The organism is Syntrophotalea acetylenica, from assembly GCF_001888165.1.
Classification (GTDB): Bacteria; Desulfobacterota; Desulfuromonadia; order Desulfuromonadales; family Syntrophotaleaceae; genus Syntrophotalea; species Syntrophotalea acetylenica.
Genome location: NZ_CP015455.1, coordinates 634,236 through 651,456 on the forward strand (window position 1 = coordinate 634,236; position 17,221 = coordinate 651,456).

At 59.1% G+C, this 17,221-nt stretch carries 13 protein-coding genes; 8 read left to right on the forward strand and 5 right to left on the reverse strand.

From position 1 onward, the window contains the following. Window positions 1–56 precede the first annotated feature (56 nt). The 3 genes from ileS (at window position 57) to A6070_RS02950 (ending at window position 4,437) form a co-directional block, all read left to right on the forward strand. On the forward strand, window positions 57–2,840 hold the full coding sequence (gene ileS, locus A6070_RS02940) for an isoleucine--tRNA ligase (RefSeq protein ID WP_072286985.1): 2,784 nt from the start codon (window positions 57–59) through the stop codon (window positions 2,838–2,840). Then, window positions 2,837–3,346 (forward strand): signal peptidase II, encoded by a 510-nt coding sequence (lspA, locus tag A6070_RS02945; RefSeq protein ID WP_072286986.1) that lies wholly within the window; start codon window positions 2,837–2,839, stop codon window positions 3,344–3,346. Before ileS ends, lspA begins: the two co-directional genes overlap by 4 nt. 188 nt (window positions 3,347–3,534) lie before the next feature. Beyond that, the gene (locus A6070_RS02950; protein WP_072286987.1) at window positions 3,535–4,437 is read left to right on the forward strand and encodes a hypothetical protein; all 903 of its coding nucleotides are present in this window, start codon (window positions 3,535–3,537) and stop codon (window positions 4,435–4,437) included. Between the two features lie 53 nt (window positions 4,438–4,490). Here the strand turns inward: A6070_RS02950 and A6070_RS02955 are convergent, their stop codons facing one another. Then, complete coding sequence (locus A6070_RS02955) at window positions 4,491–5,003, reverse strand: peptidylprolyl isomerase (protein WP_083558679.1); 513 nt, start codon at window positions 5,001–5,003, stop codon at window positions 4,491–4,493. Window positions 5,004–5,078: 75 nt separating this feature from the next. Next, entirely contained in the window at window positions 5,079–6,155 is a 1,077-nt protein-coding gene (locus tag A6070_RS02960) for an isocitrate/isopropylmalate family dehydrogenase (protein WP_072286988.1), read from the reverse strand. A gap of 286 nt (window positions 6,156–6,441) precedes the next feature. On the opposite strand from A6070_RS02960, the gene A6070_RS02965 reads away from it, so the two are divergent. From A6070_RS02965 to A6070_RS02985, 5 genes are all read left to right on the forward strand, one after another. Next, window positions 6,442–7,194: an RNA methyltransferase gene (locus tag A6070_RS02965; protein WP_072288113.1), complete on the forward strand. Its 753-nt coding sequence runs from the start codon at window positions 6,442–6,444 to the stop codon at window positions 7,192–7,194. A gap of 278 nt (window positions 7,195–7,472) precedes the next feature. Beyond that, on the forward strand, window positions 7,473–8,723 hold the full coding sequence (locus A6070_RS02970) for a diguanylate cyclase (protein WP_072286989.1): 1,251 nt from the start codon (window positions 7,473–7,475) through the stop codon (window positions 8,721–8,723). Window positions 8,724–8,822: 99 nt separating this feature from the next. After that, window positions 8,823–9,569: a DUF4197 domain-containing protein gene (locus A6070_RS02975; RefSeq protein WP_072286990.1), complete on the forward strand. Its 747-nt coding sequence runs from the start codon at window positions 8,823–8,825 to the stop codon at window positions 9,567–9,569. Window positions 9,570–9,690: 121 nt separating this feature from the next. Next, entirely contained in the window at window positions 9,691–11,277 is a 1,587-nt protein-coding gene (locus A6070_RS02980) for a peptide chain release factor 3 (protein ID WP_072286991.1), read from the forward strand. A gap of 201 nt (window positions 11,278–11,478) precedes the next feature. Further along, window positions 11,479–12,903, forward strand: coding sequence for a ferredoxin reductase family protein (locus A6070_RS02985; protein WP_072286992.1), 1,425 nt, complete (start codon window positions 11,479–11,481; stop codon window positions 12,901–12,903). 331 nt (window positions 12,904–13,234) lie between these two features. Here the strand turns inward: A6070_RS02985 and A6070_RS02990 are convergent, their stop codons facing one another. The 3 genes from A6070_RS02990 to A6070_RS03000 all read right to left on the reverse strand — a co-directional run bounded on the left by A6070_RS02990 (window position 13,235) and on the right by A6070_RS03000 (window position 17,191). Beyond that, window positions 13,235–14,422: an OmpA family protein gene (locus A6070_RS02990; protein WP_072286993.1), complete on the reverse strand. Its 1,188-nt coding sequence runs from the start codon at window positions 14,420–14,422 to the stop codon at window positions 13,235–13,237. A 272-nt stretch (window positions 14,423–14,694) separates the two neighbouring features. After that, window positions 14,695–15,264 carry a LemA family protein gene (locus A6070_RS02995; RefSeq protein WP_072286994.1) on the reverse strand — a complete coding sequence of 190 codons (570 nt, stop codon included), beginning with the start codon at window positions 15,262–15,264 and terminating at the stop codon, window positions 14,695–14,697. Between the two features lie 25 nt (window positions 15,265–15,289). Beyond that, window positions 15,290–17,191, reverse strand: coding sequence for a GIDE domain-containing protein (locus A6070_RS03000; protein ID WP_072286995.1), 1,902 nt, complete (start codon window positions 17,189–17,191; stop codon window positions 15,290–15,292). Between the last annotated feature and the right edge of the window lie 30 nt (window positions 17,192–17,221).

Sequence of the window (17,221 nt, forward strand, 5' to 3'; positions counted from 1 at the left end):
TTGCTAATTTATCAGACTTGTTTTTTGCCACCCAGCAGACTCTCGGGAGGAGTGCGATGGACTACAAACAGACCCTTAATCTGCCGGAAACCGAGTTCCCCATGCGCGGCAATCTGCCCAGGCGGGAACCCGAAATTCTGGAGCAATGGCAGGGCATGGGGCTTTATGAAAAAATGGAGGAAGCCGGCCGCAAGCGGCCCAATTTCACCCTGCACGATGGCCCCCCCTATGCCAACGGCCACATCCATATCGGCCACGCCCTGAACAAGATTCTCAAGGACATCGTACTCAAAAGCCGCCGCATGCAGGGCTATTATGCCCCTTACGTGCCTGGTTGGGACTGTCACGGTCTGCCCATCGAACTGATGGTGGATAAACAGCTGGGAAACAAAAAGCGCGAGATGAGCAAGGCCGAGATCCGCAAAGAGTGCCGCACCTATGCCGATACCTGGGTGAAAATACAAAGCGCGGAATTCGAACGACTGGGCGTGCTGGGTGAGTGGAATCGCCCCTATCTGACCATGACTCACCATTACGAGGCGGTCACGGCCAGGGAATTGGCGCGTTTTGTGGAGAGGGGAGGGCTGTTCAAAGGTAAAAAGCCGATCCACTGGTGCTCGTCCTGCGTAACGGCGCTGGCGGAAGCCGAAGTGGAATACGCCGACCATACGTCGCCTTCCATCTACGTCAAATTTGCTTATGCCGACGAACTGCCGTTGGAGCTGGCGGAGCTGGCCGGTCGCGAGCTGTCCTTTGTCATCTGGACCACAACGCCCTGGACCATTCCCGCCAATTTGGCGGTGTGTCTGAATCCGGCCCTGTCTTATGCCATTGTCGAAGCCGGCGGCGAGCTGCTGGTGATGGCGGAAGATCTGGTGTCGTCGGTCATGCAGCAGATCGGCGTGGAAGCGTATCGGGTGGTTAGAACCTTCAACGCGGCGATTTTCGAACGCAAAACCTGCCGCCATCCCCTGTACGACCGTGCGTCCCTGATTATTCTCGGGGATCATGTTACCCTTGAAGCCGGCACCGGTTGCGTACACATCGCTCCAGGCCACGGTCAGGACGACTACGTGGTCGGCCTCGCCTACGGGCTGGAGGTCTACAACCCGGTGGACGATTATGGGCGCTATTACGAGAATGTCGAATTTTTCGGCGGCATGAAGGTCAGCGAGGCCAATGCCGCGGTGAATGCCAAGCTGAGCGAGGTCGGGGCGTTGCTGCAGGAAAGCAATATCAGCCACAGCTATCCCCACTGCTGGCGTTGCAAAAAGCCGATCATTTTCCGCGCCACCGAGCAATGGTTCATTTCCATGGAGGCCAATGGCCTGCGTGCAAAGGCCCTGCAACACATCAACGACGTGACCTGGATCCCGCGCTGGGGGCGCGACCGGATCTACAACATGGTCGAAAACCGCCCCGATTGGTGTATCAGCCGCCAGCGCAGCTGGGGGGTCCCCATCACAATTTTCTATTGTGCGAAATGTGGCGAGGCCCTCGAGGACAGCAGGGTGATGCACCATGTGGCCGATCTGTTCGAGCAGGGCGGCAGCGACCTGTGGTTCGAAAAGGAAGCCCGTGACCTGATGCCGGCCGGCACGGTCTGCGCATCCTGCGGCCACGACGATTTCATCAAGGAAACCGATATCCTCGATGTCTGGTTCGACTCCGGAGTGTCCCATGCCGCGGTTCTGGAAAACCGTGATTACCTGCAGTGGCCTGCCGATCTTTACCTGGAAGGCAGCGATCAGCATCGCGGATGGTTTCATTCCAGTCTGCTCGCCTCGGTCGGCACCCGCGAACACACACCGTACAAGGCGGTGCTGACGCACGGGTTCGTCGTCGACGGCAAGGGCAAGAAGATGTCCAAGTCCGTCGGCAACGTGGTTGCGCCCGAGGAGGTGATCAAGAAGTACGGCGCGGAAATTCTGCGCCTGTGGGTGGCGGCCCAGGATTACCGCGATGATGTCCGCATCAGCGATGAGATCCTGCAGCGGCTTTCCGATGCCTACCGCCGCATCCGCAATACCGCCCGCTACATGCTCGGTAATCTGGCAGGGTTCGACCCGTCCCGCGACATGGTTTCCGACGATCAGTTGCTGGAACTCGACCGTTGGGCCCTGGCCAAACTGGAAGATCTGGCCGGGAAAGTCGAGAAGGCCTATGAAAGTTATGAATTCCACATCATTTATCACGCGGTGCACAATTTCTGCAGCGTCGAGATGAGTTCCTTTTATCTGGATGTGCTCAAGGACAGGCTGTATGCCTCTGGCGCCGAAAGCCTTGAACGGCGCAGCGCCCAGACCGCCATGTTCCGGATACTGGAGTGCGTGACGCGCCTGATCGCTCCGGTACTGTCGTTTACCGCCGAGGAGATCTGGGGATTTTTGCCGGGGCCGCGCCCCGAAAGTGTGCATCTGGCCGATTTTGTTCGCTTCTCCGGAAATTCGCGCGACAAACTCATGGAAGATCGCTACGATCGTTTGCTCGCCATCCGGTCGGAGGTTTCCAAGGCACTGGAACTGGCCCGCAACGACAAGGTGGTCGGCCATTCCCTCGATGCACGCGTGCTGTTGAGCAGTGCGGACAGCGGATTGCACGAACTGCTCAACAGCTACCGACAGCACCTGGCGGCCTTGTTCATCGTCTCCCAGGTCGAACTGCTCGATGATCTGCAGGGCGGCCTGCAGTGCGAATCCCTGCCCGGCCTCGGGATCCGGGTGGAAAAAGCCCTGGGCGATAAATGTGAGCGTTGCTGGAATTATTCAACCACGGTCGGCGACAGCGCCGAACATCCGAATCTTTGCCAGCGCTGCGTCGAGGTTCTCAGCCGCCAATGAAACATACCCGATATCGCCTGCTGCTGTTGATCGCGTCACTGGTCGCCGGGCTGGACCAGTTCAGTAAATGGCTCGTGGTGCAAAACTTTCACCTGCACGAGGCGCGTCCGCTGGTGCCGGGTTTTTTTGACCTGGTTTATGTGCGCAACAAGGGGGCGGCTTTCGGCATGCTGGCCGACAGCGGATTCCGGGTGCCTTTCCTGCTTACCACTACCCTGATCGCGGTGATATTTCTGGTGTGGTTTTACCGTCAGTACCGATGCGATCAGGTTTTGGCACGTTGGGCGGTCAGTCTTGTGCTCGGCGGTGCGGTCGGGAATCTTGTCGACCGCGTGCGGTATGGAGAAGTGGTCGATTTTCTCGATGTTCACTGGCACCAGTACCACTGGCCAGCTTTCAATATCGCCGATACGGCCATCTGTGTCGGCGTGGGGCTGCTGTTGCTGGCTCAGTGGCGGGAAGGGCGCCGCCAACAGAGCGCGGCACCCTGTTCGGATCGAAAATAAGTCATTCTCAACAACCATAACCAAGCCGGTCCGGTAGTTTTACCGCGCCGGCTTTTTGCATGGTACGGCAGGCGGACGACACCACCCCCGGGGGAGGAGGGCCACATCGCTGAACAGGCGCTGCGCCCGTTTCCCGGATGTTTGGGGACAAGGCACCGGTGTCGTGGTTCTCTGTATAAGTGGTTCGTATGTTACGAAAAAAAGATGCGATTTTGCTGCTGATCAGCTACGCCACCATGGCGCTGGGGATATTTCTGCCACAGCTGGCAAAACCGCTGTGGCATGCGCCGTCGATCTTTGTCATGGTGCTGCTGCTGTTGTCGTTTCTGGGCATCGATATGCGCGGGTTGCTCAGACACACGCTGAAAGCGCCCCTGGCCACCGCGGCGGTGCTGTTGGTCAAGACCGTTCTGATGCCCCTGCTGGTCTATGCTCTCTTCCATGTGTTCTGGCCCGGTTACGAACTGGCGGGGCTGCTGGTGGCCGGCGCCTCGACGGCCGTATTGGCCCCCTTTTTTGCCAACCTGTTCGGCGCCGATATCTTCGTGGCGGCGGCCGTGGTGATCCTTTCTTCCCTGGTGCTGCCCTTCACACTGCCGCCTCTGGTGGCCACACTTGCCGGGCAAACCATGCAGGTCGGCCTGGCGCCGATGGTGCGGATGCTGGCGGTGATGATCTTCGTGCCAGCCCTGCTTGGACGGATCTGCGCCAGATGGCTGCCGCGTACCACGGAGCGACTGTTGCGTTGCAGCTACCCTTTGTCCCTGTTCGCCGTCGGCATCACCAATGTGGGGGTTTTTTCCCGCTATTCGGGATTTTTCCTTGAACAGCCCGGTCTGGCGCTGGAGGCCATGGCTGCCGGCGGGGCTATGGTGGCCGGACTGATGGTGCTGTTCGGGGTAGCCTGCCGGCGCCTGCCTCCGGCGTTGCGGGCCACGTCGCTGGTGTGCCTGCTGTTTCCGAATTACATCCTGATTCTTGCTTTCAGTTGCGCTTTTTTCGGTCCGGTAGAGGCCACTTTTGCCGCGACTTACAGTGTTCCGTTTTTTCTGCAGCTGCTGTTTCTGAGAAACATCGCCGGTCTGGACTGATACCCGTACAGGCAGGCTCCGTCTTGTTTCCGGGGTGCGGAGCCTGCCAGTGCTCAATCGATGACCGTGACCCTGGTGATGATGACCGGCTCAAGAGGAACGTCTGCGTATCCCCCTTTGCTGGCGACCGCCACCCGCTCAATTTCATACACAACATCCATGCCGTCCACCACCTGGCCGAACACGGCGTAGCCGAACACCGCCGGGTTGAGCCCGGCATGATCCAGGTCGCGGTTGTTTTCCGTGTTGATAAAGAACTGGGCACGGGCGCTGTCGATCTCCTCGCTGCGGGCCATGGCAATGGTGCCGGATTTGTTCTTCAGCTTGTTGCGGGCTTCGTTGACAATCGGTTCGTCGGTTGGCTTTTCCTTCATCTCGGGGGTCAGTCCCCCGCCCTGGATCATAAAGCCCTTGATGACCCGGTGAAAAATGGTGCCGTCATAGTGACCGGCACGGGCATAGCGCAGGAAGTTCTCCACGCTGACGGGCGCTTTGGCTCTGTCCAGTTCGAACAGGATTTCGCCGAAGCTCGTTTCCATCTGGATCAGGGGGTTGGAGACGCTCATGAATTGGTACCTCCGATCATGTCGGGATGAGATGGCTGGTGGGACAGGTATCGCATCGCTCTGGCGTACGCCCGCTCAGTTGCCCAGCGCCTCCCAGACTTCCAGTTTCGATTTGACGCGGCGGATCACTTCCTCGGTGAATTCGGTCGTGGTGCAGCTGCCGCCGAGATCCGGTGTGCTGACGCCCCGATGCACCGCTTCGAAGACCGATTCATAAATGGCGCGGGCCGCCCGGTGGGCGTTGCGGTGGTCGATGTAGCGGAGCAGCGCGCCGCCAGCCAGTATCATCGCCATGGGATTGGCGATATTTTTCCCTTCGAGGGACGGTGCGGTACCGTGGGGCGCTTCGGCCATCACCACGGCCGGCTCCCAGTTTTCATCAAAGGACAGCAGCAGGGATTCGGCGCCGGCGATAGAGCCGAACATCTGCAGGACAAAGTCGCTCAGGCAGTCGCCATCCCGGTTCAAGGCCGGTATCACCATGCCGTCACCGCCGTTGATCAGCAGCAGGGCATAGGTTGCATCGATAAGCTGTGGCTCGTAGGTGACGTCCGGATAGCGTTGTGCCGCGGCGTCCATTTCTTCCTTGAGCATGCCTTCGTAAATCGGGCTGACGGTGAATTTGGGGCCGCCGAACACCTTGACCCCGAGTTTGCGCGCGTGGCGGAAAGAAAATTCGGCAACCGCGTGACAGTGGCGGCGGGTGATGCGCTCGGTACGGAAAGCGACCTCATCGAGGCCGTCGCCCTGCCGGGACTCCTCGGCACCATAGGCATCTCCGACAGCCATGCGCACCACCGATATCGGTGCGTAGGCGCCGCCGGCGGGGCGCACGCCAGGAATGCGGCGCCCGGTGCGAACGATGACGGTGCCGTTTACCTCGTCGCGAAGAATGGCGTTGGGGCTGCCGACGTCGCCCTTCACGGCCGGTGTGATGGTGGCGGCCTTGAGCCCCAAACCGGTTTGCTTCATGGCTGCGGCAGCTTCATGGACAACCCGGTTTTTGGTTTTGCGGCGGTTTTCCAGGCTCAGATCGAAATGCTCAAACATTACCGGGACTCCCGTTACGTCGGGAGCGAGTACGCGCAGGGCTTCAATGAGCAGTTCCTGGCCGGTCTGGTCGCCGTCGAGAACGGTGATGGTTGGTGTCATGGGACCTCTCAGTTGGGATGATGCGGCAAAATGCTTTTCACTTTGTGGCAGCCGGTTAGCGTCGACCGGCTGCGATTATACTTTTTGCGTAGCACCGAGAGTTCCTGCCCGCGGCTTGCGAATCTGCCCCATGCAGGAAATTCTCGGGGCACCAATTTAATACACCCGGCAAGAAATGTCATGCCTGTTCGCAGGCAGATGGGCCACCGCCGGAAATCCCGGCCATTTTTGACGCGGCACGAAAAGGCTCTTTCAGGGGCGAGAGGTCTGGGTTATGCTGCCAGGCATGAATACAGATGTTTCTGAAAGGATCAGTGTGATCCTCGTGGAGCCGCAGAATCCGGGCAATATCGGTATGGTGGCCCGCGCCATGGGCAATTTCGGGGTTGGCGATCTGCGTCTGGTCAACCCGTGCCCACATTTGCATCCCGAGGCCCGCAAGTTTGCCGTGGGTGCCGCCCCTTTGCTTGGCCGCGCCCGCCTGTATGCCGACCTGAACACGGCATTGGCGGACCTGCCCCTGGCGATAGCGGCGACCCGCCGCCCCGGAAAGCTGCGCGGCGAGTTGCTAGATGTGGCGGAGGCCGCCAATCTGGCGCTTTCCCTTCCGGGGGATGAGCGGCTCGGGCTGGTTTTCGGCCGCGAGGATTCGGGCCTGACCAGCGCGGAAGTTTCCCTGTGCACCCATAGCGCCGCCATCGCCACCGCCGAGCAGGTCGGATCCATGAATCTGGCCCAGGCGGTGCTGCTGTTCCTGTATGAGTTCACTCGCTCGCCCCGTGTTCTGCCTGCAGCCCCACAGCCTGCCGGGCAGCGGCCGGCAGCCGCGGAATGCGAGGCGCTGTTTGCGCAGATGGAAAGCGTTCTCACGCGGATCGCTTTTCTCAATCCCGCCCGCCCGGCCGCCGTCATGAACCGCCTGCGCCGCATGCTGCATCAGGCCGCTATCGACAGGGAAGATCTGTTGCTGCTGCGTGGTATGTGGACCCAGTTGTCGTGGAGCATCAACGATTGGCGGGGGCGCAAGCGCGGGGAATGAGGCGCGAAGCCGCCGCAGTGCTGCCCGCCAGCCGGGGACTGCGAAATCGTCAACGGACCTATGGAATCCCGCCGCCAGGGCCACGCTTCTCTTCGCTTCTGTGCGGCCTTCCGAGGATCATTGGCGGGCCGTTTGCCGCAAAAGAGTCCGACGCCGTTTCGCATCCCTGCTTTTGGAAGGATAGGCATTTTTCTTGCTTTTAAAAACCGGGTTTGAAAGTGGAATGTTATGTTGACGCCGACGGGCGTTTGCCAGGTTTTTCGAGGAGGGACGTGGTAATGAAAAAAGTGCTGGTTGCGGAGGATTCGGGGTTTTTCGGGCGCATGCTCAAAAAAAAGCTGGAGGCGGAAACCGGCCGGCAGGTCTGCTGGGCCCGCACCATGCAGGAAGCCTGTCAATTTATTGAAGAAACGCCCGGGGGCTTTGCCGCTGGCATCGTGAATTTCAACCTTCCGGATGCGCCGGGAGGCGAAATTGTCGCCAGGCTTCGTCAGAAGCATATCCCGGTCATTGTTTTTACCAGTGTTGTCAACAAAGAAATTCGCGACCGTATATGGGAACAGAAGGTTGTGGATTATGTGTACAAAGAGGGCGCTCAAAGCCTGGATTATCTGGTGACGCTGCTCAACCGCCTGGACCGCAACGACGCAATCAAGGTCATGGTGGTGGACGATTCGCCCCTGCAGCGACAGGTCATGGCCGATCTGCTGCGGGTGCACCGTTACCAGGTGCTGGAGGCCGCCGACGGCGGTGAAGCGCTTGAGCACCTGGCCCGGCATCCCGATATCAAACTGGTGGTTTGTGATTTTCACATGCCCCATATGGATGGTTTCGAACTGACCCAGACCATCCGCAAGACCCATTCCCAGGAGAACCTGGCCATTATTGGCATCTCGGCTCTGGGTGACAACGTCATGGCGGCCCGTTTTCTGAAATGCGGCGCCAATGATTTTATCATAAAGCAGCATTTTCTCACCGAGGAGTTCTACTGCCGCATTTCCCAGAGTATCGAAAATCTGGAAAACATTCAGGCCATTCGCACCGCGGCGACTACCGATTTCCTTACCGGCATATCCAACCGGCGCTTTTTGTTCGAGCATGGCGACCGTATTTACAATCAGATGATGGGTTCCTGCCAGGCGCTTTGCTGTGCCGTGCTCGATATCGACCACTTCAAGAAGGTCAACGACACCTTTGGCCACCAGGCAGGCGACCTCGCTCTGAAAAAGGTGGCGAAGCTGTTGCAGGAGGAACTGCCTGTTTCGAGTGTCGTGGCGCGTATCGGTGGCGAGGAGTTCTGCGCTCTGGTGCCGGGCGGCAAGGAAGAGGTGGTGCCCCTGTTCGAAGGGATACGTTGTGCCATCGCCGATCTGCCTCTGTGCATGGCGAGCGACAGCGAATCGATCCGGATCACGGTTTCCATCGGCATCAGTTCCGAGCCGGGGCGCAATCTGCTCGATATGCTCAGCCGGGCCGATGCCTATCTTTACCAGGCCAAAAAGGAGGGCCGGGATCGCGTCGTTTTTTAACGCGCCTCTGCTTGCAAAGCATGCAGGACATGGCTAGTCTTGAACGTGAACGGCAATTTTCCCCGGAGACTTTTCCCGTCTTAAAAGAGGAGACAGGTCATGACGTGCATCGGTAAAAGGCTGGCAGGCAGAATCAGCGCGGCGGGTATGTTGTTGATGCTTTTTTCAGTTCCTGCCCTGGCCGGATTCGAGGATTTTTTCAAGGGGGTGAAGGATGTCTTTAGTGGAGGGGCGTCGCTTTCCGAGGGCGATATCGCCTCCGGACTCAAGGAGGCCCTGGTGATCGGCACCCAGAACGCCGTCGCCGATGTCGGCCGGGAAGGGGGCTATTTCAACAATCCCGAAATCCGCATCCCGTTGCCCGGTCCTCTGCAAAAATCGGAGAAATTGCTGCGCCTGGCCGGCTACGGTGCGCAGGTCGATGCTTTTTCGCAGAGCATGAACCGCGCCGCCGAAGCGGCGGCTCCTCAGGCCAAGGAGATTTTCTGGCAGGCGATAGGGGATATGAGTATCGAGGACGCCCGGCAGATTCTCGGCGGCGGTGACACGGCGGCGACCGATTATTTCAAGAACAAAACCAGCGGCAGGCTGCAGGAACTGTTCGGTCCGGTGGTACACGACTCCCTCGCCGGTGTCGGCGCAACCCGCTATTTCCAGGATCTGGACGCCAGGCTGAAGGCCCTGCCCTTCGGTGAAAGCCTGGGGCTGGATCTCGACAGCTATGTAACGGATCAGGCCCTGAACGGGCTGTTTTACGTGGTCGGCGAGGAAGAGCGCAAGATCCGGGAAAATCCCGCTGCCCGGACCACGGAGTTGCTCAAGAAAGTATTCGGCGCCGCGCGCTGAGTGTGCCATGACGGGCGCCGATGGCGCCGGCATTGACCTTTTGTTGCGAATTACGCTATGATTCTTCGTCCATCGGGCCTTAAGGCCCGGTTTTTTTTCATTCAAGGCATGAGGAATCACTGTGAACAGGAACCACCGCAAGGAAGTCGACCGCCGGCGCACATTCGGTATCATCAGTCATCCCGATGCCGGCAAAACCACCCTGACCGAAAAACTGCTGCTGTTCGGCGGCGCGATCCAGATGGCCGGCGCCGTCAAGGCGCGCAAGGCTGCGCGTCACGCCACCAGCGACTGGATGGCCATGGAGCAGGAGCGCGGCATCTCGGTGACGTCGTCGGTGATGAAATTCAATTATCGCGACTACGAGATCAATCTGCTCGATACGCCCGGCCACCAGGACTTTTCCGAAGACACCTATCGTGTTCTGACCGCGGTGGACAGCGCGCTGATGGTTATCGACAGTGCCAAGGGGGTCGAGACCCAGACGCAGAAGCTGATGGAGGTCTGCCGCATGCGCAACACCCCCATCATGACCTTCATCAACAAACTCGACCGCGAAGGGCGCGAGCCCCTCGATCTGCTGGCCGATATCGAAGAAACCCTGCAGGTCGAATGCGCGCCGCTGTCCTGGCCTATCGGCATGGGCAAGCGTTTTCGCGGCACCTATAACCTCTATCGCAAGCAGCTGTGTCTGTTTACCGCCGGCCAGGAGACGCGGCCCCAGGATCTGGTGGTGATCGAGGATCTCGACGATCCGCGCGTCGACGAGCTGCTGGGCAGCCAGGGCGATCAGCTGCGCGAGGACATCGCGCTGCTGGAAGGAGCCGCGAACCCCTTCGAGCCTGCCGAATACCTCAAGGGCAACCAGACGCCGGTGTTTTTTGGCAGCGCCATCAATAATTTCGGTGTCCAGGAAATGCTCGATGCCTTCGTCGAGCAGGCGCCGCCGCCGCGCCCCGCCGCGACCACCACCCGCGAGGTATCCCCCTACGAGGAGGATTTTTCCGGCTTCGTATTCAAGATCCAGGCAAACATGGATCCGGCGCACCGCGACCGCATCGCCTTCTTCCGCGTCTGCTCCGGCACCTTCCATCGCGGCATGAAGGTACGGCATCATCGCATCGGCAAGGATGTGAACATTGCCAATGCCACCATTTTCATGGCGCAGGACCGCACCAACGTCGAAGAGGCCTATCCCGGCGACATCATCGGCATCCACAATCACGGCACCATCAAGATCGGTGACACCTTTACCGACAAGGAACCCCTCAAGTTCACCGGCATTCCCAACTTCGCACCGGAACATTTCCGTCGCGTGCGGCTGAAAAATCCCCTCAAGAGCAAACAGCTGGAAAAGGGTCTGCTGCAGCTGGCCGAGGAAGGCGCCGTGCAGCTGTTCCGCCCGCTGTTCAACACCGATTACATTCTCGGCGCGGTAGGGGTGCTGCAGTTCGACGTAATCATGGCGCGGCTCAAGACTGAATACGGCGTCGACGCCATCTATGAAGGGGTGGAATACGCCACCGCCCGCTGGGTGGAATGTGACGACCGCAAGCTGCTGGATGATTTTGAAAAGAAAAATCAGGTCAACCTCGCCCGCGATGCCGAGGGCAAGCTGGCCTACCTCGCATCGAGCGAATGGCGCCTCGGGCACACCATGGAGCAGTGGCCCGGAATCGTTTTTCACAAGACGCGGGAGCACAATTAGTATTCATCCTGAATTTCCGGATGAATACTGAAAACAGGGCAGACAGCAGCGGGGCGTATGAAACGTCCGGATGGGTGCGGCATCCGCGATATTTAAGGCAAAGATTGAAAAACAGGGTAGAATTGTTACGGGTTACCAACCGGAAACGGTTCTTTTTTGCCTTGATAATCATTTGCAGTCACTTACAGGAGGCCGACACTTATGCTGACCACCTCCCGCTCGCACCAGAATCTGGGTCCGGTAATTTTCTCCCTTGTTTTGACCCTGGCCCTCTGGCTGGGCAGCAAGTGGTACTTCAACGAGGGGTTCGACAACTTCTACAAATATCCGGCCAAGGCTGCCTCCCTGCTGGCGACGGTGCTTATGTGCTGGTGCATCGTGCTGTCGGCCCGGATGGCGTTTTTCGAAGACTATTTCGGCGGACTCGACAAGGTTTATCAGGTTCACAAGCGCCTTGGAAAAGCGGCGTTTTTTCTGATCCTGGCGCATCCACTCTTTCTGGCTCTGGACCGGATGCCCGACGTCCCGGCATTTCTGCGACGTTTGTGGTTTCTTGCGCCGGGCGGTGACCGGTATCTTGCGGGGCACAACCTGGGGGTTGCCTCCTTGCTGCTGATGGCGGGGCTGCTGGCGGTTACCCTGTGGATCAGGATCCCCTACCATCGCTGGAAGAGAAGTCACGAGTGGTTCGGCCTGGTTCTGCTGGCGGTCATGGCGCACGTCATCGTTGTGGATCGGGACATTGCCCGTTACCCCTTGCTCGGTCTATGGATGTATGCCCTGCTCGGCCTGGCGGCGCTGGCGTATCTTTATATCCGGTTTTTCTATGCCAGGTACGGGCCCCGTTATGCCTACTGCGTCGACGATATAGAGAAACATGGCGATATTCTGCAAATCACCTTTGCTCCTGAAGGGCAGAGGATGGACTTCAAGCCAAGCCAGTTCATCTATCTGGTGGTTCATAAGCAGGGCATTGCCGCTGAGCCGCATCCCTATTCCATCGCTTGCGGGTACAACCGGGACTCCCGCTTCAAGCTCGGGATCAAGCAAGTCGGGGACCACACCCGCAGTCTCGATCGGCTTGAAAAAAACGATGCCGTGAGTGTTTACGGTCCCTACGGTCGCTTTAGCGACCGGTTCCTGGCTGCCGATCGGGATTGCGTGTTTATCGGCGGCGGCATCGGCATCACGCCTTTCCTCGGCATGTGGCATGTCGCCCTGCATTCCGAAGAGCGTTTGTCTTTGGACGAAGCCGGCGAGAAGCTCATGGAAATGCATCCGGAATGCATCCGAAACTGGAAAAGCCCCCTCGTTTCCCTTTTCTACGTCTGCATCACCGAAGACCAGGCCTGCTTTGACAATGATATAAAACATGAGGTGATTCAGAGCCATTTTCACGGATTTAAAGCCTTTGAGGAGCGCGGTCATTACTATGAACTGTATCTTGCCGACCGGCAGGGTTTGATTACCGCGGAATACATCGACAGCCGGGTAAGAGAGGGAGTGCGGGACAAAAATATTTTCCTGTGCGGACCGACACCCATGGTTTCGGCCCTGGTCGCTCAGTTCAAGACCCTTGGCGTGTCCGAAGAACATATCATCCTGGAGGACTTCAATCTTTTTTAGTCAGGCTGTTTTCAACAGGTCTCTCCATCGTGTTGCTGCAGGTTAAGGACCAATCACGTTACTGAGCTGCTATGTGCAATGTCAAGGCTGCAGGGTGTCAGGGCATATCCATACGTGCCCGCTGTGGCCGGAAAATAGAGGGGTTTTTATCAATTCAGGCTAGCGGGCTCAAAAGGCAGGGTTCGTGGAAAGCAATGATTTGAAGGGGACGCCAGGTGTTACAAGGATGTGCCCGATGGTCAGGAAGAGGGAAAACCAGGCGGTACATAAACGGACAGGACCGGGGTAGCCGGTCCTGTCCGTTTTGCATGAGTCTGTTTTGGCTGCGGTGCTATTCGGGAACAACCGTGCAGCAGACCAGTTCCACCCGGCGGTTCATGTAGCGGCCTTCTTCGGTGTCATTGCTGGCAACCGGCCGGGTTTCGCCATAACCGCGGGATTTGAGTTTGGCGGGATCCAGCCCGTAATTGTTGATCAGGGCCTGGCGAACCGCCTCGGCGCGCCGCTCGGAGAGGCGCTGATTGTAGGCGTCCTTGCCTTTGCTGTCGGTATGCCCGGTCAGCAGGATATAGGGGACGTTGGCATTGGCGCGTACAAAAGCCGCCGCCTTGTCGAGCTCTCCCTTGTATTCAGGCTTGATGACAGCCTGGTCGAAATCGAAGTTGATGCGCAGGGTAAGTTTGAGCTCACAGCCTTTTTCATCGACGCTCATGCCTTTGGGGGTGTCGGGGCACTGGTCGAGGTAGTCGTAAACGCCGTCACCGTCGCTATCGAGGGGGCAGCCTTTGGCATCGACAGGTGCGCCTTCGGGGGTGCCGGGGCATTGGTCGAGGTAGTCGTAAACGCCGTCACCGTCACTGTCGAGGGGACAGCCTTTGGCATCGACCGGAGCGCCTTTGGGGGTGTCGGGGCACTGGTCGAGATCGTCGGTTACGCCGTCGCCGTCACTGTCCACGGGCGCTGCCGCCACCGGCTCTTCTTTTTTGACCGGCGCTTGGGTGCCGGCAAACTGGAATTTAAAGCCGGCGGTATAGATGAGGTTGTGTTCGAGATTGCTTTCGTTGAATCCCATCATGTGGCGCACATCGGCACGCAGGGCGACGTTTTCGCCGAGGAAGTACAGCAGGCCCGCGCCGTAATTGGCCATGAACTCATCGTCGCTGTCGAGAGTGTAGCCGCCGGCACCGGCCGCCAGGTAGGGAACCAGCCTGTTTTCCGGCATGAAATGATACAGGGCGTCGAGGCGATAGTTCCAGAAGTCGGCATCGCCGCCACCTTTTTTGTCGAGATTGGCGCCGCCGAGCACCGCTTCAAGTCCGAAATTAGGGGTGAAGTTGTAGCCGAGTCCCAGACTGTAGGCAAGGCCGCTGCTGTCGACGGGCTGGTCACCTTCCATGGTGATGCCGCCGAGCATCGGCGACAGGGTCAGAACGCCGGTTTTGATTTCCGCCTGGGAAACCGCCGGCAGGGTACAGCAGGCCAGGATGCATGCCGCTGCAATCAAGGAAGTGATTTTCATGATGGACCTCCATGGTTAGATAACAGAGAGCTGAGCCGAGGCTCATTGAGGAACTTTGAGTGATGTTATCACACGGCCTTCAGGGGTTCAAGGCCGATCGATGCAGCGACTCAATGGCACCGGCCCGGCGGAAACGCCGACTAAATCAATATTTTAATGTTAGCAATCTTTTTTGCTTCGTCCAGCGGCAAATGTGCCTTATGGACACTACCCCACGCAAAAAAACCCCGGCGGGGACACCGGGGCGGTCTGCAGCATCGACGGATCGAAACTCATGTGTGCTGGAATATGACCTCGACATCCTGGCGGTGGGCGGGGTCGATTTTCCACAGGGAGCGGCGCGCGAAGTTGAACCCCCGGGCAATGATCACATCGGGGAACTGCTCGATGCGGATATTGTACAGGTTGACCGAGTCGTTGAAAAATTCACGCCGGTCGGCGATCTGGTCCTCGATTTCGGAGATGCGGCTTCCCAGGCTGCGAAACAGGGTATCGGCCTTGAGTTCGGGATAGCGTTCCACCACCATGAACAGGGATTTCAGGGTGTCGGTGAGCAGGTTCTGCGCTTCGAGTTTTTCCTGCGGGCCGCGCGCACCCTGTACCATGGAGCGTGCCTTGATGACCGCCTCCAGGGTTTTCTGCTCATGCTGCATGTAGCCTTCGCAGACCTTGATGAGTTTGGGCAGTTCGTCGAAACGCTGCTTGAGCAGCACATCGATATTGCTCCAGGCGCGATCGATATTGTTTCGCAGGCTGACCAGGCCGTTGTAGATGGTGACGCCATAAACGGCCGGAATCAGCAGCAGCAATCCCAATATCCCCAGAAAGATTACAAAAGCCATGGTTTTCTCCTTGTCTGCAGCCGATTTACGGTTGCATGAAATTCCGCAGTATTAGACCTGTCCAGATCAGGCCGGCCAGTGCGCCGGCGAACAGGGGCATGGTCAGCAGGGCATAGTTGCGCAACAGATGCTTTTCCGAGGTGGTTTCCGTGATGACGAAAGGGATGCCGCGCTTGCGTGGTCGACCGACCACCGCCCGGTCGCCCGGTGCAGGGCGTTCCGGCGCGCTCGACAGGCTTTGTTCCAGAACCTGTCGCTCGATGCCGGCGCGGGCCTGTTCCCATTCCCTTTCAGAAAGCCGCCCGTCGCCGTTGGTGTCGTAGCGTTGCAGCGCCTGGGGATCGCGTTTGAGTTCACGGAGCGCCATGGCGATGCGTTCCCTCAGTGGCTTGACGGGTGTGCGGTTTTCCCGGGCCTGGCCAAGAACGAAAAGGCTGGCGCCCTCGGCAACGGTTTCTTCCACCCATTTTTCCTGGTCGCTGCCGACGAAGGCGCCGAACAGGGAGGCGGCCGCTGCGCCGCGGGATTCCTGTCGGTTGCCTGCCGAAACGGTGGCGCCCCGGGGATCGATGGTGACCCTGCCGGTGTCGTCTTCCAGATAAAAGGGCACGTGTCCGCTATCGCTGGTGCTGGCCAGTCGCCAATTGTTCTTGCTGTCGCGGCGATATTTGCGCAGACGGTAATAGACGCACGATGTCTGGCTCAAGGGAGACACCAGTGCATATTTGCGTATCGCCCGCCCCTGCAGCTCGACCAGTCCCATGGAGAGGGAGCGGGTTTTGCTCGTAGGGGTGTTTTCGATCTGCCGCTTCAGGCGCAGAAAGTGAAAACCGCCCCACAGGCACAATCCGGTCACCATGGCGGGAAGTACGGCGGTACGCATGGCCCAATCGAGGCAGGTTGTGGCCAGATCGTTTTCGATGACTGTCAATAGACCAAATCCGGCGGCCGTGGCCATGCCGATAGGCAAGCGCAGGTTTTTGCCGTTTGACACATTACGCATAGGGGGTGGCGGGAGGCTGTCGCCAGCCGGCTGCAATTCCAGGCGGCCCGCGTTGCCCTCCGGCAATTCCTGCGGCATGGTTTCAGGCAGCGGCGCGGCAGCGGATGCCGTAATTCCGCCTGGTGCCGGAGCGGTTTCAAAATCCGCCATCAGCCAGCCGAAGCAGGTCAGGGCCGCGAGGTTGTCCCGTTCCCAGTGAAGCCCGTCTTCCGGGGTTTTGAGTCGGCATCCGGGCAGATTGGCGAGTCCGAAATCCAGCACCAGGCGGCAATCGGCCACCTGTTCCCGGATTTTTTCAAGGACGGTTTTGAGGTTGCCGACAGCGCTGAGGGAGGCTTGTTCGCCGAGACCGCCTGGATCGAAGCGGCCGGGAAAGATGCGCACGCCGGCATCAATGCGGCCCTGCCCACCGAAACGGTACAGGTCCAGGATGGGGCTGCCTTGCAGGATGGCTCTGGTGAATTCCTCGTCGTCAAGGGGCAGAATCTCGCGGCGGCCGTTGTAGACCCGCTGGGCCATGAGAAATTTGAGATTCCTGGCGGCGGCCTGCCCCGAGATGTCAGCCAAAACCGCCAGCACCCTGTGGTTCGGCCCGAGAGCGACGCTGCGCTCATCGGTCAGCAGAGCCATTTCACTGTCCTGGATGCGCAATGCGCGCAGTCTCAGCGGCACAAAACGCGGCGGCCGCACCTCGATCACCCGGCAGTGGATGCCCGTTTCCGCCAGCCGGGCGGCGATCAGACCCAGCCGCTGCCGCGGCCCTTCGGCAATAAGGTTGGGGCCGCGCCCGATGAGTCGCTGCCTCAGGATATAGGCATCGAGTCCGTATTCGCGTGCCAGAAGCGGGCGCAGCCGGGCCAGCGACGCATTGTCGGCGGCGATACTTTGGACGATGAGCAGGTATGTCGGCTCTGCTGATGACATGCGGCCTCATTTTTTCGGTGGTGGCAGGAC